The organism is Streptomyces nitrosporeus, assembly GCF_008704555.1.
Classification (GTDB): Bacteria; Actinomycetota; Actinomycetes; order Streptomycetales; family Streptomycetaceae; genus Streptomyces; species Streptomyces nitrosporeus.
Genome location: NZ_CP023702.1, coordinates 4,571,345 through 4,591,089, shown reverse-complemented (window position 1 = coordinate 4,591,089; position 19,745 = coordinate 4,571,345). Strand labels below are relative to the sequence as shown.

Annotated in this window: 18 protein-coding genes and 1 tRNA gene; 12 read left to right on the top strand and 7 right to left on the bottom strand. The window is 71.2% G+C overall.

What is annotated here, in order from left to right:
• Positions 1-135 precede the first annotated feature (135 nt).
• Together CP967_RS20400 and CP967_RS20395 are read left to right on the top strand one after the other, a co-directional pair.
• Positions 136-654, top strand: a complete 519-nt coding sequence (locus CP967_RS20400; protein ID WP_150489349.1) for a YwqJ-related putative deaminase — start codon at positions 136-138, stop codon at positions 652-654.
• 8 nt (positions 655-662) lie between these two features.
• Complete coding sequence (locus CP967_RS20395; protein ID WP_150489348.1) at positions 663-1,184, top strand: SUKH-3 domain-containing protein; 522 nt, start codon at positions 663-665, stop codon at positions 1,182-1,184.
• 65 nt (positions 1,185-1,249) lie between these two features.
• Here CP967_RS20395 and CP967_RS20390 read toward each other — a convergent pair whose 3' ends face one another.
• A complete protein-coding gene (locus CP967_RS20390; RefSeq protein ID WP_150489347.1) occupies positions 1,250-2,569 on the bottom strand; it encodes a sensor histidine kinase in 1,320 nt (439 codons plus the stop codon).
• 155 nt (positions 2,570-2,724) lie between these two features.
• Between CP967_RS20390 and CP967_RS20385 the strand changes: the two genes are divergently transcribed.
• The 7 genes from CP967_RS20385 (at position 2,725) to CP967_RS20355 (ending at position 8,395) form a co-directional block, all read left to right on the top strand.
• A complete protein-coding gene (locus tag CP967_RS20385) occupies positions 2,725-3,603 on the top strand; it encodes a hypothetical protein (protein ID WP_150489346.1) in 879 nt (292 codons plus the stop codon).
• A tRNA-Gln gene (locus CP967_RS20380) sits at positions 3,604-3,678 on the top strand. It begins immediately after the preceding gene.
• Between the two features lie 103 nt (positions 3,679-3,781).
• Entirely contained in the window at positions 3,782-5,230 is a 1,449-nt protein-coding gene (glmU, locus tag CP967_RS20375; RefSeq protein ID WP_150489345.1) for a bifunctional UDP-N-acetylglucosamine diphosphorylase/glucosamine-1-phosphate N-acetyltransferase GlmU, read from the top strand.
• A 120-nt stretch (positions 5,231-5,350) separates the two neighbouring features.
• Positions 5,351-6,331, top strand: a complete 981-nt coding sequence (locus CP967_RS20370) for a ribose-phosphate diphosphokinase (protein WP_150489344.1) — start codon at positions 5,351-5,353, stop codon at positions 6,329-6,331.
• A 216-nt stretch (positions 6,332-6,547) separates the two neighbouring features.
• Positions 6,548-7,129, top strand: coding sequence for a 50S ribosomal protein L25/general stress protein Ctc (locus tag CP967_RS20365; RefSeq protein WP_150489343.1), 582 nt, complete (start codon positions 6,548-6,550; stop codon positions 7,127-7,129).
• Between the two features lie 126 nt (positions 7,130-7,255).
• Positions 7,256-7,849, top strand: a complete 594-nt coding sequence (pth, locus tag CP967_RS20360) for an aminoacyl-tRNA hydrolase (protein WP_150489342.1) — start codon at positions 7,256-7,258, stop codon at positions 7,847-7,849.
• Between the two features lie 75 nt (positions 7,850-7,924).
• The gene (locus CP967_RS20355) at positions 7,925-8,395 is read left to right on the top strand and encodes a hypothetical protein (protein ID WP_150489341.1); all 471 of its coding nucleotides are present in this window, start codon (positions 7,925-7,927) and stop codon (positions 8,393-8,395) included.
• Between the two features lie 160 nt (positions 8,396-8,555).
• On the opposite strand, the gene ppc is transcribed toward CP967_RS20355, so the two are convergent.
• Positions 8,556-11,285, bottom strand: a complete 2,730-nt coding sequence (ppc, locus tag CP967_RS20350; protein ID WP_150489340.1) for a phosphoenolpyruvate carboxylase — start codon at positions 11,283-11,285, stop codon at positions 8,556-8,558.
• A 365-nt stretch (positions 11,286-11,650) separates the two neighbouring features.
• Between ppc and CP967_RS20345 the strand changes: the two genes are divergently transcribed.
• From CP967_RS20345 to CP967_RS20335, 3 genes are all read left to right on the top strand, one after another.
• Complete coding sequence (locus tag CP967_RS20345; RefSeq protein ID WP_150489339.1) at positions 11,651-12,637, top strand: acyl-CoA desaturase; 987 nt, start codon at positions 11,651-11,653, stop codon at positions 12,635-12,637.
• Complete coding sequence (locus CP967_RS20340) at positions 12,634-13,320, top strand: TetR/AcrR family transcriptional regulator (protein ID WP_150489338.1); 687 nt, start codon at positions 12,634-12,636, stop codon at positions 13,318-13,320. The genes CP967_RS20345 and CP967_RS20340 overlap by 4 nt, the downstream gene beginning before the upstream one ends.
• Positions 13,321-13,499: 179 nt before the next feature.
• Positions 13,500-13,997, top strand: a complete 498-nt coding sequence (locus CP967_RS20335) for a MarR family winged helix-turn-helix transcriptional regulator (protein ID WP_150489337.1) — start codon at positions 13,500-13,502, stop codon at positions 13,995-13,997.
• Here CP967_RS20335 and CP967_RS20330 read toward each other — a convergent pair.
• The 5 genes from CP967_RS20330 to CP967_RS20310 all read right to left on the bottom strand — a co-directional run bounded on the left by CP967_RS20330 (position 13,956) and on the right by CP967_RS20310 (position 19,702).
• The gene (locus CP967_RS20330; RefSeq protein ID WP_150489336.1) at positions 13,956-14,789 is read right to left on the bottom strand and encodes a response regulator transcription factor; all 834 of its coding nucleotides are present in this window, start codon (positions 14,787-14,789) and stop codon (positions 13,956-13,958) included. The two genes, CP967_RS20335 and CP967_RS20330, sit on opposite strands and share 42 nt — an antisense overlap.
• 465 nt (positions 14,790-15,254) lie before the next feature.
• Positions 15,255-16,505, bottom strand: a complete 1,251-nt coding sequence (gene galK / locus CP967_RS20325; RefSeq protein WP_150489335.1) for a galactokinase — start codon at positions 16,503-16,505, stop codon at positions 15,255-15,257.
• Complete coding sequence (gene galE / locus CP967_RS20320) at positions 16,502-17,482, bottom strand: UDP-glucose 4-epimerase GalE (protein ID WP_150489334.1); 981 nt, start codon at positions 17,480-17,482, stop codon at positions 16,502-16,504. Before galE ends, galK begins: the two co-directional genes overlap by 4 nt.
• The gene (galT, locus tag CP967_RS20315) at positions 17,479-18,519 is read right to left on the bottom strand and encodes a galactose-1-phosphate uridylyltransferase (protein WP_150489333.1); all 1,041 of its coding nucleotides are present in this window, start codon (positions 18,517-18,519) and stop codon (positions 17,479-17,481) included. Before galT ends, galE begins: the two co-directional genes overlap by 4 nt.
• Positions 18,520-19,006: 487 nt before the next feature.
• On the bottom strand, positions 19,007-19,702 hold the full coding sequence (locus tag CP967_RS20310; protein ID WP_150489332.1) for a helix-turn-helix transcriptional regulator: 696 nt from the start codon (positions 19,700-19,702) through the stop codon (positions 19,007-19,009).
• Positions 19,703-19,745 lie beyond the last annotated feature (43 nt).

Sequence of the window (19,745 nt, the reverse complement as noted above, 5' to 3'; positions counted from 1 at the left end):
TGACCGGCACACACCGGAACGGCTCCCCGGGCGCGACACGCCACCCCCATATACCGCCCCAGCTTTCCCACCACCCAGCCCATTTGGCAGGCTGTCCCCCGCAACTCGGGGGATTGCGGGAGGGAAATCCACAACATGTACCCTGCACAAACAGTCACATCCGGAGACCCAAGACTCAGCTGGAGCACCACCGAACCCAGCCGTACACCACACCTCCGCCACCGCCGGGACGGCATCCTCCCCGCCGTGGCCGCAGCCCTGTCCGTACGGGGGGAGACACTCACCTGCACCGCCGGAAAAGGCGACCGGCCCCCCACCCTGCACCCACTCGTCCAGGACTTCCTCGACACCCTCACCAGCAACCAGCGGGAACGCTTCACCGGCCGCTGCCCCGAAGCCATACTCCTCTCACGCCAGCTCACCTCGGCCGACAGCAGCCGCTCCAAACGAGCCCAGCGCAAACCCCTCACCAACGGCGAAGCCCGCCGCGCCCTCAAACACGCCCGCCTCACCGCCCGCCACATCCGCGAGGACGGCGACCCCCTCCACGGCAGCTACGCACCCCCCTGCCGCTCCTGCACCGCGATGCTCGCCCACTTCGGCGTACGCCCCGTCGACCTCACCCCCGGCGCGACCACCACCGAGAAGAGCTGACCCCGCCCATGCGCCGACCCGACAGCCTCCCCGCCCAGCAGGACCGCACCCCCTCCACCCGCTTCCCCGCCCCCGTCGACGCCACCCTCCGCGAAGCCGGCTGGCAGCCAGGACGCTGGAACATCCGCCAGGCCGAGGAGTGGGCCGACACCCTCCGCGCCCACACCTCACCCGCCGGACACCGGCACGCCGTCTTCCCCGCGGCCGTCGAGGCCTGGGCCGAATTCGGCACACTCCACATCACCACCACCACACCCGGCCGGCAGATCGCCCCCTCCCCCCTCCGCATCGACCCCCTCCGCGGACTCCACCTCGCACGCACCCTCAACGACCTCGGACGCGCCCTCGAAACCGAAGTCGCCCCCCTCGGCGAAGAAGGAAACGGCCGAGCCGTCCTCGCCATCGACACCGAAGGACGCGTCTACTCCATCGACCACACCGGCGACTGGTACCTCGGCTCCGACATCGACCGCGCCCTCACCACCCTCATCACCGGAACCCAGCCCACCCGCCTCACCCACACCGGCTGACCCCGCGGCCCCACCCCTGGTCCCGGCCCCGGACCACCCCACCCCGGGTCACACCGCCCCGGGGATCACCCCGCGCTCCCGCCCGGCAGAACCGCCGACACCCTGAACCCGCCCGCGTCCGTCGGCCCCGACACGAACACACCCCCCAGCCCCAGCACCCGCTCCCGCATCCCCACCAGGCCGTTCCCCCCGCTCGGCAGGCCCGCGGCCGCCCCGGCACCGTCCGCCGGACCGTTCTCCACCTGCATCGCCACCTCGTCCCCGCGATGCGCCAGCCGCACCCACGTACGCGCACCCGCCGCATGCTTGTGCACGTTCGTCAACGCCTCCTGCACCACCCGGAACGCCGTCTGCTCCACCTCCGGCGCATACGCGCCCGACTCCCCCTCCACCGACAGCTCCACCGCCATCCCCGCCTCCCTCGACTGCGCCACCAGCGCCTCCACCTCACTCAGCCGAGGACCGTCCTCCGGAGCCGCCGCGGCCACCGCGGCCACCCGCCCCACCTGCGCCAACGGAACCCGGCCGCCCCCCGCGCCCCCCACCGAGGCACCGCTCCGCAGCACCCCCAGCATCTCCCGCAGCTCCGTCAGCGCCTGTCGGCCCATGTCCCCCACCAGAGCCGCGTTCCGCACCGCCTTCTCCGGGTCCTTCCTCGCCACCGCCTGCAACGCCGCCGCGTGCACCACCATCAGGCTCACCCGGTGCGCCACCACGTCGTGCATCTCCCGGGCGATGCGCGTCCGCTCCTCCGTACGCGCCCACTCCGCCCGCTCCTCGGCCCGGTCCGCGAGCAGCGACAGCTCCCGCTCCAGCGAATCCGCCCGCTCCCGCAGGCTCTCCATCAGCCGCCGCCTGGCCCCGATGTACAGACCGGACAGCACCGCCGGCGCCGTCAGCCCCAGCGCCATGAACAGCGACACCAACGGGACGTACCAGTCCTCCGGCCCCGGACCCGCGCCCGCGTACCCGCTCACGCTCTGCCGCAACCGCACGTAACCCACGATGAACGCGCCGACGAACGTCATCCCCGTCAGCACGACCGTGATCCTGCGCGGCACCTCCGAAGCGGCCAGCGTGTACAGCCCCACCAGCCCCATCAGGAAACCCATCTCGGCGGGCGTCGTCGCGATCGACACCAGCACCACCACGATCGGCCACCGCCGGCGCACCAGCAGCACCGAACCCGCCAGCAGCCCGAACACCACCCCGAGCGGCACCGGCAGCCCGGTGTCCCCGGCGAACTCGATCCCCTCCAGCGCGCACTCCAGCGCCGAGACCAGCGCCAGCCCCACGTCCAAGGCGACACCGCGCCGCCGCTCCCACCACCAGTAGCCGCGGGTGGTCGATCCCGCCGCCTCCCGGTCTGCCCCCGTTGCGGTCATGCCGTCCAGCCTACGGGCGCGCGCATCCGCTTTTCCGAAGAGTCCACCAGCACAGACAGTCACCCATCGTCACGCAATAGTGGGTAGATCCCACGACCCGGTGAACCGCCGCCCTTTCAGGGCCGGAAGCCCGCATTCCGGACGAGGGTGTTCGCATGACGAATGCTCCGAGCAGATACGCGGACTTCGAGTCCCTGCGCGAGCAGGCGGTGGCACTGCGGCGGGAAGGGCTCAGCCGGCGCCGGATCCGCGACCGGCTCCGCGTCCACAACAACGACCTCCTCAACCGGCTCCTGGAGGGCGAGCCGCCTCCCGAGTGGACGAAGCGCCCGAACGCGAAGGACGACCTCCGGGCGAAGGCGAGGGAGCTCCGGCTCCAGGGGATGACCTACGACCGGATCCAGGTGGAGCTGGGGTGCTCGAAGAGCTCGATCTCGCTCTGGGTGCGGGACCTGCCGAAGCCGGAGCGCAGCCGAACGGCGGTCGAGCAGGCCCGGCTCGCCGGCAGGAAGCGCTGGGAACACGAACTGGCCCTGCGCGACACGGCGCGGCAACGCACGAAGGCAGCCGCGAAGGCGGAGGTCGGGGCCTTGACCGACCGGGAACTGCTGTTGGTCGGTGCGGCTCTTTACTGGGCGGAAGGAGCCAAGGACAAGGCCTACGACCGTCGCGAGACCGTCGCTTTCGTCAACAGTGACCCCGGGGTGGTCGAGGTGTACCTCGCGTGGCTGGACCTGCTCGGCATCGCCCGGGACGACCTGCGTTTCCGCGTCATGATCCACGAAACCGCGGACGTCGCGGCCGCCGAATCGTACTGGGCCGGACTGGCGGGGGTGGACGTCTCCGTCTTCCAGAGGACGACCCTCAAGAAGCACAACCCGAAGACCGTGCGGAAGAACGTGGGCGACGAATACCGGGGCTGCCTGGTCATCCGCGTCTCCCGGGGAGCCGAGTTGTACCGTCGGATCGAGGGCTGGTGGAGCGGCATCGTGGAACAGGGCCAACTCGCCCTCGGGTATGGTCTGACGCAGTGATCCGCCGTGGGGTAGCGGCATCCCGCAGGCCTTTGGAGCCTTGAGACGCTGGTTCGAATCCAGCCGGCGGAGCCACAGCCACAGGCCCCGACCCACGGTCGGGGCCTGTGCCCGGTTCCGGCCCCGACGCCCCCGGTATCCTGCGGATGTCCATCACCCGAAGCCGAAGGGCATATCCGTGAGCGTCCCCCACCCGGCCGCCGTCGTCGTCCTCGCAGCGGGTGAGGGCACCCGCATGAAGTCGAAGACCCCCAAGGTCCTGCACGAGATCGCCGGGCGCCCGCTCGTCGGACACGTCGTCGCCGCCGCCCACGAACTGTCTCCGCAGCACCTGGTCGTGGTCGTCGGCCACGGCAGCGATCAGGTCACCGCCCGTCTGGCCGACGGCGAGATCCCCGTGCGCACCGTCTTCCAGCCCGAGCAGAAGGGGACCGGGAACGCCGTCCGGATCGCCCTGGAGGACCTCGGCGGCGCGGTGGAGGGCACCGTGATCGTGGTCTGCGGCGACACCCCGCTGCTCTCCGGCGAGACGCTGTCCGCCCTCGCCGCCGCCCACGCCGCCGACGCGAACGCCGTCACCGTGCTGACCGCCGAGGTACCGGACGCCACCGGTTACGGGCGGATCATCCGTGACGCGGCCTCCGGGGCGGTCACCGCGATCGTGGAGCACAAGGACGCCACCGAGGCGCAGCGCGCGGTCCGCGAGATCAACTCCGGGGTGTTCGCGTTCGACGGCCGGCTGCTCGGCGAGGCGCTGACGCAGGTGCGTACGGACAACAGCCAGGGCGAGGAGTACCTCACCGATGTGCTGTCGATCCTGCGTGAGGCGGGCCACCGGGTCGGGGCCTCGCGGACGGGTGACCACCGGGAGATCCTGGGGATCAACAACCGGGTGCAGCTGGCCGAGGCGCGGCGTCTGCTGAACGAGCGGCTGCTGGAGCGGGCGATGCTGGCGGGGGTGTCGGTGGTGGACCCGGCGTCGACGCTGATCGACGTGACGGTGACGTACGAGCGTGACGCGGTGGTGCATCCGGGGACGCAGTTGCTGGGTGCGACGCACCTGGGCGAGGACGCCGAGGTGGGTCCGGACTCCCGGCTGACGGACACGGTGGTCGGTGCGGGTGCCCGGGTGGAGAACACGGTGGCGGTGGGGGCGGAGGTCGGTCCCGGGGCCGTGGTCGGCCCGTTCGCGTATCTGCGTCCCGGTACCCGGCTGGGGGCGAAGGCCAAGGCCGGTACGTACGTGGAGATGAAGAACGCCACGATCGGCGAGGGGACGAAGGTTCCGCATCTGAGTTATGTGGGTGACGCGACGATCGGTGACCACACGAACATCGGTGCGGCGAGTGTCTTCGTGAACTACGACGGGGTGGCGAAGCACCACACGACGATCGGGTCCCACTGCCGGACCGGGTCGGACAATATGTTTGTGGCGCCTGTCACGGTCGGGGACGGGGTCTATACGGCGGCGGGGTCGGTGATCACGAAGGACGTGCCGGCCGGTTCCCTGGCTGTCGCCCGGGGCCAGCAGCGGAATATCGAGGGCTGGGTGGCCCGGAAGCGTCCGGGGAGTGCGGCGGCTCAGGCGGCTCAGGCGGCTGTTGAGGAGTCCGACGGCGAAAGCTGACCGGAAACAGGTGCGCCGAAGTCGGCGTACCGTGATAGGTGCTCACCCAAATTCGGCTGGCTCGTCGCACGTCGGGACACATGCGCGCGGTGCCAGATACATGTCTGAGGAGACTGTGCTGTGACCGGGATCAAGACGACCGGCGAGAAGAAACTGATGCTCTTCTCCGGCCGCGCCCACCCCGAGCTGGCCGAGGAGGTCGCGCACCAGCTGGGTGTGGGCCTCGTGCCGACGAAGGCCTTCGATTTCGCCAACGGTGAGATCTACGTGCGGTTCCAGGAGTCGGCCCGTGGTGCGGACTGCTTCCTGATCCAGAGCCACACCGCTCCGATCAACAAGTGGATCATGGAGCAGCTGATCATGCTGGACGCGCTGAAGCGCGCGTCGGCGCGGTCGGTGACGGTGATCGTGCCGTTCTACGGGTACGCGCGCCAGGACAAGAAGCACCGTGGCCGTGAGCCGATCTCGGCGCGTCTGATCGCGGACCTGATGAAGACGGCGGGTGCGGACCGGGTCCTCACGGTCGATCTGCACACGGACCAGATCCAGGGCTTCTTCGACGGTCCGGTGGACCACCTGTTCGCGCTGCCGATCCTGGCGGACTACGTGGGTGCGAAGGTGGACCGGTCGAAGCTGACGGTGGTGTCTCCGGACGCGGGCCGGGTGCGGGTGGCGGACCGTTGGTGCGACCGTCTGGACGCGCCGCTGGCGATCGTGCACAAGCGGCGTGACAAGGACGTCCCGAACCAGGTCAGCGTGCACGAGGTGGTCGGCAACGTCGAGGGCCGGGTGTGTGTGCTGGTCGACGACATGATCGACACGGGCGGCACGATCTGTGCGGCGGCGGACGCGTTGTTCGCGCACGGTGCGGAGGACGTCATAGTGACGGCGACGCACGGTGTGCTGTCGGGTCCGGCGGCGGACCGGCTGAAGAACTCGAAGGTGAGTGAGTTCGTGTTCACGGACACGCTGCCGACCCCGGGTGAGCTGGAGCTGGACAAGATCACGGTGCTGTCGATCGCGCCGACGATCGCGCGTGCGGTGCGTGAGGTCTTCGAGGACGGTTCGGTGACGAGCCTCTTCGAGGAGGACGACAAGTAGTCGTGCGGGGCCGGCCGCGGGGTGTTCCGCGGCGGGTCCCGGCTGATCGACTTTGGGTGCGGCCTTCCCGCCGGGTAGACTTGTGGAGTTGCTCGGCGAGGGAGGCCGTTCTCATGGGTTCATGAGGCGGCGGTCCGTTATCGACGCGCTCTTCGTAGCAGGCCTGTCGTGGGCCGGGTGACCATCGATTTTTCGTCACCTTGCGAGGAGTGCGTCATGTCTGAGATCAAGCTGGCCGCCGAGGTCCGTACCGAGTTCGGTAAGGGTGCGGCGCGTCGTATCCGTCGTGCCAACCAGGTTCCCGCCGTTGTCTACGGCCACGGTGCCGAGCCGGTTCACATCTCGCTTCCGGGGCACGAGCTGCTGCTGGCGCTGCGTACGCCGAACGTCCTGATCGGTCTGGAGATCGACGGCAAGGACGCTCTGGTGATCCCGAAGGCCGTGCAGCGTGACCCGCTGAAGGGTTTCCTGGAGCACGTCGACCTGCTGACCGTGAAGCGCGGCGAGAAGGTCAACGTGGAGATCGCGGTGCACGTGGAGGGCGAGCTGGCTCCGGGTGGCAACCTGCTGGAGTACGTGCAGAACACGCTGCTGGTCGAGGCCGAGGCGACGCACATCCCGGAGTCGGTGACGGTGTCGGTGGCGGGCCTGGACGCGGGTGCGTCGGTTCTGGCGAAGGACATCGCGCTGCCGAAGGGCTCTTCGCTCGCGGGTGACGAGGACGCCGTGGTGCTGCAGGTCGTGGCCGCGCAGGCCGAGGAGGCCGCCGGTGAGGCCGCCGAGGGCGAAGAGGCCTGAGTCCTCCCGTTCCACCTGTTTCACTGACGGGGTGGCGTTTCCCTTCCGGGGGGCGCCGCCCCGTTTGTTCTGTCCGTGTGTAGGTGTGTCCGTCCTGTACGGCTGTTGCGAGGAGTCCGAGCGTTGATGTCCGATGCCACTGCCCCTTGGTTGATCGTGGGTCTCGGCAATCCTGGTCCTGAGTACGCGGCGAACCGGCACAACGTCGGGTTCATGGTGGCCGATCTGCTGGCGGAGCGGATCGGCGGGAAGTTCAAGCGGGCGCAGAAGGCGCAGGCGCAGGTGGTGGAGGGGCGGATGGGTCCGCCGGGTCCGCTGAGTCGTCGGGTGGTGCTGGTGAAGCCGATGTCGTTCATGAATCTGTCGGGTGGGCCGGTGACGGCGTTGCGGGATTTCTACAAGGTGCCGGTGGATCGTGTGGTGGCGGTGCACGACGAGCTGGACATCGATTACGGGGCGTTGCGGCTGAAGCTGGGCGGGGGTGACAACGGGCACAACGGGCTGAAGTCGATGACGAAGGCGATGGGTCCGGATTACCACCGGGTGCGGTTCGGGATCGGGCGTCCGCCGGGGCGGATGCAGGTCGCTGATTTCGTGCTGAAGGACTTCTCGTCCGGGGAGCGCAAGGAGCTGGGGTATCTGGTGGACCGGGCGGCGGATGCGGTGGAGTCGTTGGTGGCGGATGGGCTGGAGCGGGCGCAGTCGTCGTACAACTGCTGATTTTTCTGGCGCCCGGTGGGTGTTTTTCGGCCATAGGTTGACCGGGGGCGGGGGCCTGGCCAAGGATCGGCGTCCATGAAGCGGAGCGCGGCCGGGAGGCTGGTGGGGTACGGCCGTGTGTGCGCGGCGAGTTGTGTCGTCGTGTTGTTGCTGGCCGGCGGGGTGTGGGCGTCGTGGGGGACGGCGCATCACATCGTGCTGGACGAGGGCCGGGAGCACGGGACGATGGCGGTGACCGGGTGTGGTGAGGATGTGTGTTCGGGGTCGTTCTCGCCGGATGCGCGGTCGGTGCCGCGTGGCGGGGTGACGATCGAGCGGTCGGTGGCGGTGGGTGAGGGGGATCGTTTCCCCGTGGTGGTGAAGCCCGGTACGGGTGAGGTGGTGCGCACCGGGGTGCCGGGTTTTCTGCATGCGTGGGTGCCGTTGGGCGGTGCGCTGGTGCTGGCCGCGGTGGTGATCGCGGGTGGGTTGCGGTTGTCGCGGGTGGCGTGGGGTGCGGGTGTGGCGGGCGGTGTCCTGTTGGGGGCGGTGTTCGTCGCGTTGTGAGGCGGGCCGCGGTTGTTCCGCCGCGCTGTGAGGCGGAACCGCGGTCGTTCCGCCGCGTTGTGAGGCGGAACCGCGGTTGTTCCGCCGTGTTGTGAGGCAGGGCCGCACCCGCCGGTGTTCCCGGTGGATGCGGCCCTGCCGTGGTGGTGTGCGGGTGGGGTCAGCCGGTGTTGCGGAGGCCCGCGGCGACGCCGTTGACGGTGAGGAGCAGGGCGCGGGCGAGGAGCGGGTCGGGCTCCTCGCCTTGTTCGGCGGCCTGGCGCTGGCGGGCGAGGAGCGACACCTGGAGGTAGGAGATCGGGTCCAGGTAGGCGTCGCGGATGGCGAAGGTCTGCTGGAGGACGGGGCTGGTGCCGAGGAGTTCGGTGCTGCCGGTGACCTTGAGGACTTCCTGGACGGTGAGGGCGTGTTCGGCCTCGATGACGTCGAAGACGTGCTTGAGGGGTTCGGGCACGAGGGTGTCGACGTAGTGGCGGGCGATGCGCAGGTCGGTCTTGGCGAGTGTCATCTCGACGTTGGAGATGAAGTTCTGGAAGAAGTGCCACCGGTCGTGCATTTCTTCCAGGACGGTGTCGAGGCCGGCTTCACGCAGGGCCTTGAGGCCGGAGCCGACGCCGAACCAGCCGGGGACGATCTGGCGGGACTGGGTCCAGCCGAACACCCAGGGGATGGCGCGCAGTCCGTCGAGCGAGACGCCCGAGCCGGGGCGGCGGGAGGGCCGCGAGCCCAGGTGCAGGTCGGCGAGCTGGTCCACCGGGGTGGAGGCGAGGAAGTACGCGGGCAGGTCGGGGTCCTCGACCAGCTTGCGGTAGGCGGCGTGGGCGGCGTCGGAGACGGTGTCCATGGCCGCGTCCCAGCGGGCGAGTGCCTCGTCGGACTGGCGGGGTGCGGTGTGCAGGGCGGACGCCTGGAGGGTGGCCGCGACGGTCAGTTCCAGGTTCTCCCGGGCCAGTGCGGGGATGAGGTACTTGTCGGAGATGACCTCGCCCTGTTCGGTGACCTTGATCTCGCCTTCGAGGGTGCCCCAGGGCTGGGCGAGGATCGCGTCGTGGGAGGGGCCGCCGCCCCGGCCGACGGTGCCGCCGCGGCCGTGGAAGAGGCGCAGGCGTACGCCGTAGCGGTGGGCGACGTCGCGGAGGCGTCGCTGGGCGCGGTGGATCTCCCACTGGGAGGTGGTGATGCCGCCGAACTTGGAGGAGTCGGAGTAGCCGAGCATGACCTCCTGGACGTCGCCGCGGAGTGAGACGAGGCGGCGGTAGGAGGGGTCGGCGAGCATCTCGTCGAGGATGACGTCGGCCGCGCGGAGCTCGTCGGTGGTTTCGAGGAGGGGGACGATGCCGATCTTGGCCCAGCCGCCGTGGAGGTCGATGAGTCCGGCTTCGCGGGCGAGGACGGCGGCGGCGAAGACGTCGTCTGCGCCCTGGCACATGGAGATGATGTAGGACTCGATGACTTCGGGTCCGAAGCGTTCGAATGCCTGGCTGATGGTGTGGAAGACGCCGAGGGTCTTCTCGCCGGCCTCGTCGAGCGGTGCGGGGGTGGGGGCGAGGGGGCGGCGGGAGCGGAGTTCCCGGGCGAGGAGCTTCTGCCGGTAGTCGCGGGGCATGTCGGCGTAGCGCCAGGATTCCTCGCCGAGCCGGTCGAAGAGCTGGCCGAGGGCGTGGTGGTGGGCGTCGGCGTGCTCGCGTACGTCCATGGTGGCGAGCTGGAGGCCGAAGGCGGCGAGGGTGCGGATGGTGCGGTCCATGCGGCCGTCGGCGAAGAGGCCGCCGCGGTGTTCGCGCAGGGAGGTCTGGATGAGGGTGAGGTCGTGGATGAGTTCGGCGGTGCCGAGGTAGTCGCAGCCGGGGCGGTGGGGGGTGCCGGAGGCGAGGCGTTCGCGGGTGTTGACCAGCTTCTGGCGGATGCAGGTGGCCTTGAGGCGGTAGGGCTCTTCGGCGTTGAGCCGCTTGTAGCGGGGGCTGATCTCGGGGAGGAGTTCCAGGTCGGTCTGGAGCGAGGTGAGGAGCTCGTCGGTGGCCCCGGTGTAGCGGATGGAGTTGGAGAGCAGTCCGCGGAGGTAGTCGATGAGTTCGAGGGCGTCGGTGATGCCGTGTTCGTGCTGGAGGATCAGGACGTCCCAGGTGACCTTGGGGGTGACGTTGGGGTTGCCGTCGCGGTCGCCGCCGATCCAGGTGCCGAAGGTGAGGGGGCGGGTGCCGGGCGGGATCTCGACGCCGACGCGTTCGAGTTCGGCGGCGAGGTCCTCCAGGACGTCTCCGACGGCGTTGGCGTGGAGTTCGTCGAGGTAGTAGATGGCGTTGCGGGCCTCGTCGGTGGGCTCGGGCCGTACGACGCGGAGCTCGTCGGTCTGCCAGATGAGGTCGATGTGCTCGGCGAGCCTCAGGTCGTGGCGGCGGCGGTCGGCCTCGATGACGGGGGTGTCGAGGAGTTCGGCGATGCGGCGGAGCTTGTTGAGTACGGAGCGGCGGGCCGCTTCGGTGGGGTGCGCGGTGAAGACGGGGCGGACGTTGAGGTTCTTGACCGTCTCGCGCAGGTGCTCGGGGTCGGCGTCCTTGAGGCGGTCGGCGGTGCGGGCCAGGAGGCCGCCCTCGGCGGCACGGCGGTCGCGCATCTCGTGGGCGCGGTGGACCTGCTCGGTGACGTTGGCGAGGTGGAAGTAGGTGGAGAAGGCGCGGACGAGCTGCGCGGCGGTCTCCAGGTCGGTGTCGCCGAGGAGTTCGGCGGCGGCTTCGCCGTCAGTGCGGGTGAGGGCGCGGACGCGTTCGACGAGGTCGAGGAGTTCCGGGCCTTCCTGGCGTACGAGGGTCTCGCCCAGCAGGTCGCCGAGGCGTCGGATGTCGGCCCGCAGTTCGGTGGTGGCGGCGGGGGTCTGGTCGGCACTGCTCACAGTGTGCGGCTCCTTGCAGTGATGTGAGGAGGTGCCTCGCGTGGTCTCCCCGGGCGGTGCGGCGGGAGACGGGCGGGCACTTCTGTCTCAGTGGTCCGGGGGCGTCGCGTGTTCACGTCACCCCCGGGAAACGCAGAGTGCGGACCGCGCTGTCCGACCCTCCCAGGATAGGTGGCGGGGTGGCGGGGGCGTTCACAGCCCTTCGGGGCGGTTCGTGCCGGGGGGCGGGGGCAGGTGTCAGAGGGTGGACGGCGGCGCGGGTCGTGTGTCGTGGGCCTCATCGCTGCCATACTTACGTTGCCGTAGGTTACGGAACCGTAGCCCGGTCATACCGTCATATTTCCTCAACACCGGGGGACTCCCCTATGACCACCAGTACCGAAGTCGTCGACGACGGGATGCCGTCCGCCGGACCGGGTACTCCACCGCCCTCCGGCACGCTCGGCGGGGACAAGAAGCGTTCGATCGAGCAGATCGCACTGCTGCTGTTCATCGTGGTGCCGTTCGTGGCTCTGGTCGTGGCGGTACCACTGGCCTGGGGCCGTGGTGTGAGCTGGCTGGACCTGGGCCTGATGGTCTTCATGTACTACCTGGGCTGCCACGGCGTCACGATCGGCTTCCACCGCTACTTCACGCACGGTTCGTTCAAGGCGAACCGGCCCCTGCGCATCGCACTCGCGGTGGCGGGCTCGATGGCGGTGGAGGGACCGCTGGTGCGGTGGGTGGCCGACCACCGCAAGCACCACCGCTTCTCCGACGCAGAGGGCGACCCGCACTCCCCGTGGCGCTTCGGCGACACCCTCCCGGCCCTCCTCAAGGGTCTGTGGTGGGCGCACATCGGCTGGATGTTCAACGAGGAGCAGACCCCGCAGAACAAGTACGCGCCCGACCTGGTCAAGGACCCGGCGATGCGGGCGGTCTCGCGTCACTTCGTGACGTTCACCGTGATCTCGCTGGGCATTCCGCCGCTGGTCGGCGGGCTGGTGACGATGTCGTGGTGGGGCGCGTTCACGGCGTTCTTCTGGGGTTCGCTGGTGCGGGTGGCACTGCTGCACCACGTGACCTGGTCGATCAACTCGATCTGCCACGCCACCGGCAAGCGGCCCTTCAAGTCGCGTGACCGCTCGGGGAACGTGTGGTGGCTGGCGGTGCTCTCGTGCGGCGAGTCCTGGCACAACCTGCACCACGCCGACCCGACGTGCGCGCGGCACGGGGTGATGCGGGGCCAGGTCGATTCCAGCGCCCGGCTGATCCGCTGGTTCGAGCAGCTGGGCTGGGCGCACGACGTGCGCTGGCCGGATGCCGCGCGAATCACCTCCCGCCGCAAGCCCGTCGGCGCCGACCCTGCATGATTGAGGACGTGGCGACCGACTCAAGCAGCAGCGGCGAGAAGAGCAGACCCGCACCCACCCGCCGGGCCCGGCGGGTCCGGATGACGGGTAAGGAGCGCCGCGAGCAGTTGCTGGACATCGGACGCACCCTTTTCGCGGACAAGGGTTTCGAGGGGACGTCGGTCGAGGAGATCGCGGCCCGTGCCGGCGTGTCCAAGCCGGTGGTGTACGAGCACTTCGGCGGCAAGGAGGGTCTGTACGCCGTCGTGGTCGACCGGGAGATGCGGCAGCTGCTGGACCTGGTGACGGGTGCCCTCACCGCGGGTCACCCGCGTGAGCTGCTGGAGCAGGCGGCGTTCGCACTGCTGGACTACATCGAGACGTACACCGACGGTTTCCGGATCCTGGTGCGGGATTCGCCGGTCGCCCAGTCCACGGGCACCTTCGCGTCGCTGATCAGCGACATCGCGACCCAGGTGGAGGACATCCTGGGTCTGGAGTTCAAGGCCCGCGGCTTCGACCCGAAGCTGGCCCCGCTGTACGCGCAGGCGCTGGTGGGGATGGTGGCGCTGACGGGGCAGTGGTGGCTGGACGTCCGCAAGCCGAAGAAGGCGGAGGTGGCGGCCCACCTGGTGAATCTGGCCTGGCACGGGCTGGAGAACCTGGAGTCGAAGCCGCGACTGATCGGCCACCGCAAGAACTGACCGGCGGACGGCCGGCCGCCGGAAGAAGGGGCGGCCGGCCGGGCGGGCGCCGAAGGAACCGTCCCCCGGGGCCCCGGAGTGATGGAAGTATGAGGTCAGGGCCACCACCTCAGTAGCTCGACGTCAAGATACTTGAAAACAAGAGACTTCATGTCGAGGCACCCTCTACACTGATCACCATGGAGGACGAGGTCGACCGACTGGTCGCTGCATGGCGCCGTGAGCGCCCCGACCTCGACGTGGAACCACTCGAGGTCCTGAGCCGCGTCTCCCGGCTGGCCCGCCACCTCGACCGGGCCCGCCGGACCGCCTTCGCCGAGCACCATCTGGAGCCCTGGGAGTTCGACGTACTGACGTCGCTGCGGCGCGCCGGCGCTCCGTACCAGCTCTCCCCCGGCCAGCTCCTCACCCAGACGCTCGTCACCTCCGGCACCATGACCAACCGCATCGACCGGCTGACCAAGAAGAACCTGGTGGAGCGGCTGCCCGACCCCAGCGACCGGCGCGGGGTGCTGGTGCGGCTGACCGCCGAGGGCCAGGACAAGGCCGACCGGTCGCTCGCGGGACTGCTGGACCAGGAGCGCGCCATCCTCGGCGAGCTCTCCTTTGAGCAGCGGCAGGAACTGGCGGCGCTGCTACGCCGGTTGACCGCCCCGTTCGACAACATCCCCGGCTGAGGGCTGTCCCGGCCCCGGCACCGCCGGTCCGACGCCTGCCCGGCGGGCCATCGCCACGGCCGCCAGGGTCGAGTGCACCCCCAGCTTCCCCAGCACGTTCTGCATATGGGTACGCACCGTGTGCGGGGAGAGGAAGAGGCGCTCCGCGACCGCCTTGCGGCCGAGGCCCGCGACCATGCAGCGCAGCACCTCGCGTTCGCGCGGGGTCAGCGACTCCACCAGCTGCTCGCTCTCGGTCCGGTGCCTCCGGGCGGTGGTCAGCTCCCGCAGTACGCCGGTCAGCAGGGCGGGCGGCAGATGCGTCTCGTCCCGCAGGACGCCCCGGATGACCGCCAGCAGGCGTTGCAGGGAGCAGTCCTTGGCCACCCAGCCCGAGGCCCCCGCCTGGAGCGCGAGCGCGGCACGGACCGGGTCGTCCCTCTCGGCGAGCACCACCGTGCGGACGGACGGCCGGCCGGCGCGCACCCCGGCCACCAGGGAGATGCCGTCCTCCGGGGCGTCCGGGGCGTCCTCGCCCGGGACGCCGCCGGGCGGGGGGAGGGCCGGGGCGCCGCCGAGGGCTCCCGCGCGGCCCGGGGCGTCCCGGACGCCGAGGTCCGCGTCGACCAGCATCACGTCGTAGCGCCGGCCCTCGGCGAAGGCGCGTTCCAGGCACCGCAGGGCCGCCGGGCCGCTGCCCGCCGCCGCCACGTCGACGTCCGGTTCGGCCGCGAGGGCCGCCGCGAGTGATTCCGCGAAGATGCGGTGGTCGTCGACCACGAGAACCCGGATCCGAGCCACAGGCACCCCCATGCTGCGTCTGCTCCTTGGGCGCCGCTGCGCGGCCGGCCCCGACGGCGGTGGACGGACCACTGCGGATACGACGCCCGGATCGTTCGAGGCCCGCCGCACACGGCCGCCGCCGTGTCCGGCCGGGTTCCTCCCGGGCGTCGTATCCGACTGTCTCGTCCCCTGAAACAGCACCGGCCCCCACCGGTGCTGAGCATCAGCGTACGGCGGGCGGGCGGCGGTGGAGGGTGATTCGCGGAACTGGTGGCGCGGGCCGGTGAGGGTGGGGCGCCTGCTCTGTTTCGGGGCTGAAGTGAAACCCGAACGGACAGAAAGCGACGTGTTCCATCGGGTCGTGTCGCTTCCTGTCCCGTCCGGGAGCTTCCTGCCCCTCGGGAAGTTCACTGTCCCCTCCAGGAGCTCCCTGCCCTTCGGGAAGTTCACTGTCCTGTCCGAGGGCTCCTCCTGCCCGTCGGGGAGGCCGGGCCGTCAGGCGGCCGGTTCCGCCGGTTCCAGGCGGCGGGCTCCGGCCGAGGGGACGGCGGGGAAGATGCCCGGGGCGGCGTGCCCGGCCGAGAGGAAGGCCCCGGTCACCGCGTCGGCGACCGGGCCCGCGGCCTCCCGCTCCACCAGGACGATCGCCGAGCCGCCGAAGCCGCCGCCGGTCATCCGGGCACCGAGCGCCCCGGCCGCCTTCGCCGCCCCGGCCACCAGGTCCAGCTCCGGGCAGGAGACCCGCAGGTCGTCGCGGAGCGAGCGGTGCCCGTCGTCGAGCACCGGGCCGGCCGCCCGGATGTCACCCCCGTCGAGCAGGGCGATGATCTGCTCCACCCGGTGGTTGTCGCTCACCACATGGCGGACGTAGCGCACGACGGACTCGTCCACGCCCGCCGCCTCCAGCTCCCGCAGGGCCGCGTCCAGGCCCTCGTAGGGCAGGTCGCGCAGGGTGGGGACGCCCAGCGCGCGGGCGCCCGCCTCGCAGCCGGCCCGCCGCTCGGCGTACGCCCCGTCGCCGAGCGCGTGCTTGACCCGGGTGTCGACGACCAGGAGCTGCAGGCCGTGGGCCGCCAGGTCGAAGGGGACCTGGCGCTGGGTGAGGTCGCGGGTGTCGAGGTACAGGGCGTGGCCGTCGGTGCAGCAGGCGGAGGCCATCTGGTCCATGACCCCGCAGGGCACGCCGACGAACGCGTTCTCCGCGCGCTGGCCGAGCACGGCCAGTCCGGGGGCGCCGAGGCCCAGCCCGAAGAGGTCGTTCAGGGCGAGGGCGGTGACGACCTCCAGGGCGGCGGAGGAGGAGAGGCCCGCGCCGACGGGGACCGTCGAGGTGAGCTGGATGTCCGCGCCGGTGACCGGGTGGCCGGCCTCGCGCAGGGCCCAGACGACACCCGCCGGATAGGCGGCCCAGCCGTGCCCGGAGTGGGGGGCCAGCTCGTCGACGCGCAGCGACACGACCCCGCCGGGCACGTCGGTGGAGTGCAGGCGCAGCTCGCCGTCGGTACGGCGGGCGACGGCGGCGAGCGCGGCGTGCGGCAGGGCCAGCGGCATGACGAAGCCGTCGTTGAAGTCGGTGTACTCACCGATCAGGTTGACGCGTCCGGGTGCGGCCCAGACGCCCTCGGGCGCCCTCCCGTACAGCCCGGTGAACGAGGTGACGAGCCCGGCGGCCACGGCCCGCTCGTCCGGGAGGGCGGGCGGCGCGGTGGTGGCGGAGGGGGCCGTGGGCCCGGTGCGGCCGGTCATGAGGTGCTGGTCTCCTCTCGGCGGGCGAACGCCCAGGCGTCGGCGACGATGGCGGCCAGGTCGGCGCGGGAGGGCCGCCAGCCGAGCCGTTCCCTGGCGGTGGCCGCGGAGGCGACCAGGACGGCGGGGTCGCCGTCGCGGCGCGGGGCGGTGGTCTCCGGGACGGGGTGGCCGGTGACCCGGCGGACGGTCTCGACGACCTCGCGTACGGAGAAGCCGTTGCCGTTGCCGAGGTTGCAGATCAGGTGTTCCCCGGCGGTGGCCGCCTCCAGGGCCAGCAGGTGGGCCTCGGCGAGGTCGGCGACGTGGATGTAGTCACGGACGCAGGTGCCGTCCGGGGTCGGGTAGTCGTCCCCGTAGACGGAGATCGACTCGCGGCGGCCGAGCGCCACCTGGAGGACCAGCGGGATGAGGTGGGACTCGGGGTCGTGCCGCTCGCCGCAGCTGCCGTAGGCCCCGGCCACGTTGAAGTAGCGCAGGGAGACGGCGGCCAGGCCGTGGGCGCGGGCCTCTCCGGTGATCATGTGGTCGACGGCCAGCTTGCTCGCGCCGTAGGGGCTGGTGGGCGCGGTCGGGTCGGACTCCGTGATCGGGCTGGAGACCGGCTCGCCGTAGGTCGCCGCGGTGGAGGAGAAGACCAGGGTGCGTACCCCGGCGTCGCGCATCGCGGCGAGGAGGGCGGTGGTGCCTCCGACGTTGTTCACCCAGTACTTCTCGGGGTCGGTGACGGACTCGCCGACCTGGGAGTAAGCGGCGAAGTGCAGCACCCCGTCGTAGGAGGCGTCCAGCCACTTCGCGGCGTCCTGGACGCGGCCCTCGACGAACTCGGCCCCGGCCGGGACGCCCTCGCGGAAGCCGGTGGAGAGGTCGTCGAGGACGGTGACGGTGTGGCCGGCTTCCAGCAGGTGGGCGGCGACGACACTGCCGACGTATCCCGCGCCGCCGGTCACCAGGTACTTCTTCGGGGGGGTGCTCACTGGCTCGCTACCTCTCGCAGTCGCCGGGCCGCCGCCTCCGGCGGCACGTCGTTGATGAACACGTCCATGCCGGACTCCGAGCCGGCGAGGAACTTCAGCTTGCCCGTGGTCCGCCTGATGGTGAAGAGCTCCAGGTGGAGGGCGAACTCCTCCCGGCCGGGCGCCGCGAAGGGGGCCTGGTGCCAGGCCGAGATGTACGGGGTCGGCGGCTGGCCGGGGCCGAAGATCCGGTCGAACCGCCTCAGGAGTTCCAGGTACATCCGCGGGAACTCCGCGCGGGCGTCCTCGCCGAGGTCGCGCAGGTCCAGGACGCGGCGGCGCGGGTAGAGGTGGACCTCGTACGGCCAGTGCGCGGCGTACGGGACGAAGGCGGCCCAGTGCTCGCCCTCCAGGACGACCCGCTCCCCCGCCAGCTCGCGGGCGACGACGTCGTCGAAGAGGTTGCGGCCGGTCTCCTCGCGGTGGGCCCGCGCGGAGTCCAGCATCCGCCCGGTGCGCGGGGTGACGAAGGGGTAGCCGTAGATCTGCCCGTGCGGGTGGCCGAGGGTGACGCCGATTTCGGCGCCCCGGTTCTCGAAGCAGAAGACCTGGGCGACCTGGGGGAGCCCGGCCAGTTCCGCGGTGCGGTCGGTCCAGGCGGCGAGGACCAGGGCGGCCTGTTCGCCGGTGAGGCCGGCGAAGGAGGTGTCGTGGTCGGAGGTGAAGCAGACCACCTCGCAGCGGCCGGAGTCACCGGCGAGCGAGGGGAAGCGGTTCTCGAAGACGACGACGTCGTACCCGTCGTCGGGGATCTCGCTGAGCCGCCCCCCGGTGGAGGGGCACAGCGGGCACTCGTCGGCCGGCGGGTGGTAGATGCGCCCCTGGCGGTGCGAGGCGACGGCGACACTGTCGCCGAGCAGCGGGTCCCGGCGGACCTCGGAGGAGGTCGAGACCGCGGCCAGGGGCCGCCGGTCGACGGCGTCGCGCACGCGGCCGTCCGCGCGGTCGTAGTAGATCAGCTCACGACCGTCGGCGAGGGCCGTCACCGTCTTCTTCACCAGGCTCCTCCAGAAACCACGCACCAAACATAACCGAACACAATTAATCACGAGTAAACATACACGTCAATCGCTCCGGCCTCCGCGGACCGCACTGTGAGGCAGGGGCGGACGGTCCGGAGCATGCCGCTCCGTTCGATCACGTTCAAACAGAGAACGGCATCGAGCACGTTCAGTTCCTGGGCGCGAAGGCCGAGGCCCGTCCACATCAACCTCGGGACGGGCCTCGCGGTACCGGTGCCGGTGCTCTTCTCTTCCTCACCCGGGCTCACCAGGACTCACCCGGGCTCATCCGGAATCATCCGGGCTCGCCCGGAGGGAGCCCCGCCGGAGGGAGCCCCGCCCCTCCCGGGTGCGCGACGAGGCACCCGGAGCGCCGGGGAGCCGGCCCGCACCCCGAGGGGCCCGGACCACGCCGTGCGCCGGCACGGGGGCCCGGACCCCCGGCGCCCCGGCGGATCAACCGGTACGGATCACCCTGTGCGGATCACCCGGTACGGGCCGCCCCGGAGGGCGTTCCCGCGACGGCCCGGTCCAGCAGTCCCGTACGGGCGGCGAGCGCCGCCGCCTCCAGCCGGGAGCCGACCCCCAGCTTCATCAGGACCCGCTGGACGTGCGTACGGGCGGTGCTCGGCGCGATCCCCATGCCGGCCGCGATCAGCCGGGTGTCGTCGCCCTCGGTGACCCGTACCAGCACCTCGACCTCGCGGGGGGTGAGCATCCGCAGCAGCCGCTGCCCCTCGTCGTCCGGTCCGGCCGGCGGGTGGAGCAGTTCGGTGAACGCGCCCCGCAGCAGCTGCGGGGCGACCGCCGCCTCTCCGGCGCGGGCCTTGGCCATCGCGCGCTCCACGCCCTCGATCCGCTCGTCGTGGCGGACGTAACCGGCCGCGCCGGCCGCGAAGGCGGCGGCGATCCCGCGCGGGCTGGGCACCGGGCCGAGCACCACGACGGCCACCTGGGGCCGCTCCCGGCCGATCCGCGCGATCGGGTCGAAGGCACCCGGTGCGGCCGGTGCCGCCGTGCCGAAGAGGCACACCTCCGGCGCCCTGCTGACCACCAGGTCGGCGGCTCCCGCCGTCGGCGCCGCCGCCGCGAGCACCCGGTGCCCGCGCAGTTTCAGTGCCGAGGCGAGTGCCTCGGCGAGCAGACGGTGGTCGTCGACCACCATGAGCCGCACGCCCATTCGAGCAAACCCCCTGTGCCGCACCACCCGGAACAGCCCCCCG

Coding starts and splice junctions, on each gene's coding strand:
- CP967_RS20365 (WP_150489343.1), top strand. CDS start 6,548: ATGTCTGAGATCAAGCTGGCCGCCGAGGTCCGTACCGAGTTCGGTAAG.
- CP967_RS20395 (WP_150489348.1), top strand. CDS start 663: ATGCGCCGACCCGACAGCCTCCCCGCCCAGCAGGACCGCACCCCCTCC.
- pth (WP_150489342.1), top strand. CDS start 7,256: ATGTCCGATGCCACTGCCCCTTGGTTGATCGTGGGTCTCGGCAATCCT.
- galK (WP_150489335.1), bottom strand. CDS start 16,505: ATGACCGGCCGCACCGGGCCCACGGCCCCCTCCGCCACCACCGCGCCG.
- CP967_RS20335 (WP_150489337.1), top strand. CDS start 13,500: ATGGAGGACGAGGTCGACCGACTGGTCGCTGCATGGCGCCGTGAGCGC.
- CP967_RS20310 (WP_150489332.1), bottom strand. CDS start 19,702: ATGGGCGTGCGGCTCATGGTGGTCGACGACCACCGTCTGCTCGCCGAG.
- CP967_RS20355 (WP_150489341.1), top strand. CDS start 7,925: ATGAAGCGGAGCGCGGCCGGGAGGCTGGTGGGGTACGGCCGTGTGTGC.
- CP967_RS20385 (WP_150489346.1), top strand. CDS start 2,725: ATGACGAATGCTCCGAGCAGATACGCGGACTTCGAGTCCCTGCGCGAG.
- CP967_RS20340 (WP_150489338.1), top strand. CDS start 12,634: ATGATTGAGGACGTGGCGACCGACTCAAGCAGCAGCGGCGAGAAGAGC.
- CP967_RS20400 (WP_150489349.1), top strand. CDS start 136: ATGTACCCTGCACAAACAGTCACATCCGGAGACCCAAGACTCAGCTGG.
- CP967_RS20390 (WP_150489347.1), bottom strand. CDS start 2,569: ATGACCGCAACGGGGGCAGACCGGGAGGCGGCGGGATCGACCACCCGC.
- CP967_RS20345 (WP_150489339.1), top strand. CDS start 11,651: ATGACCACCAGTACCGAAGTCGTCGACGACGGGATGCCGTCCGCCGGA.
- CP967_RS20330 (WP_150489336.1), bottom strand. CDS start 14,789: ATGGGGGTGCCTGTGGCTCGGATCCGGGTTCTCGTGGTCGACGACCAC.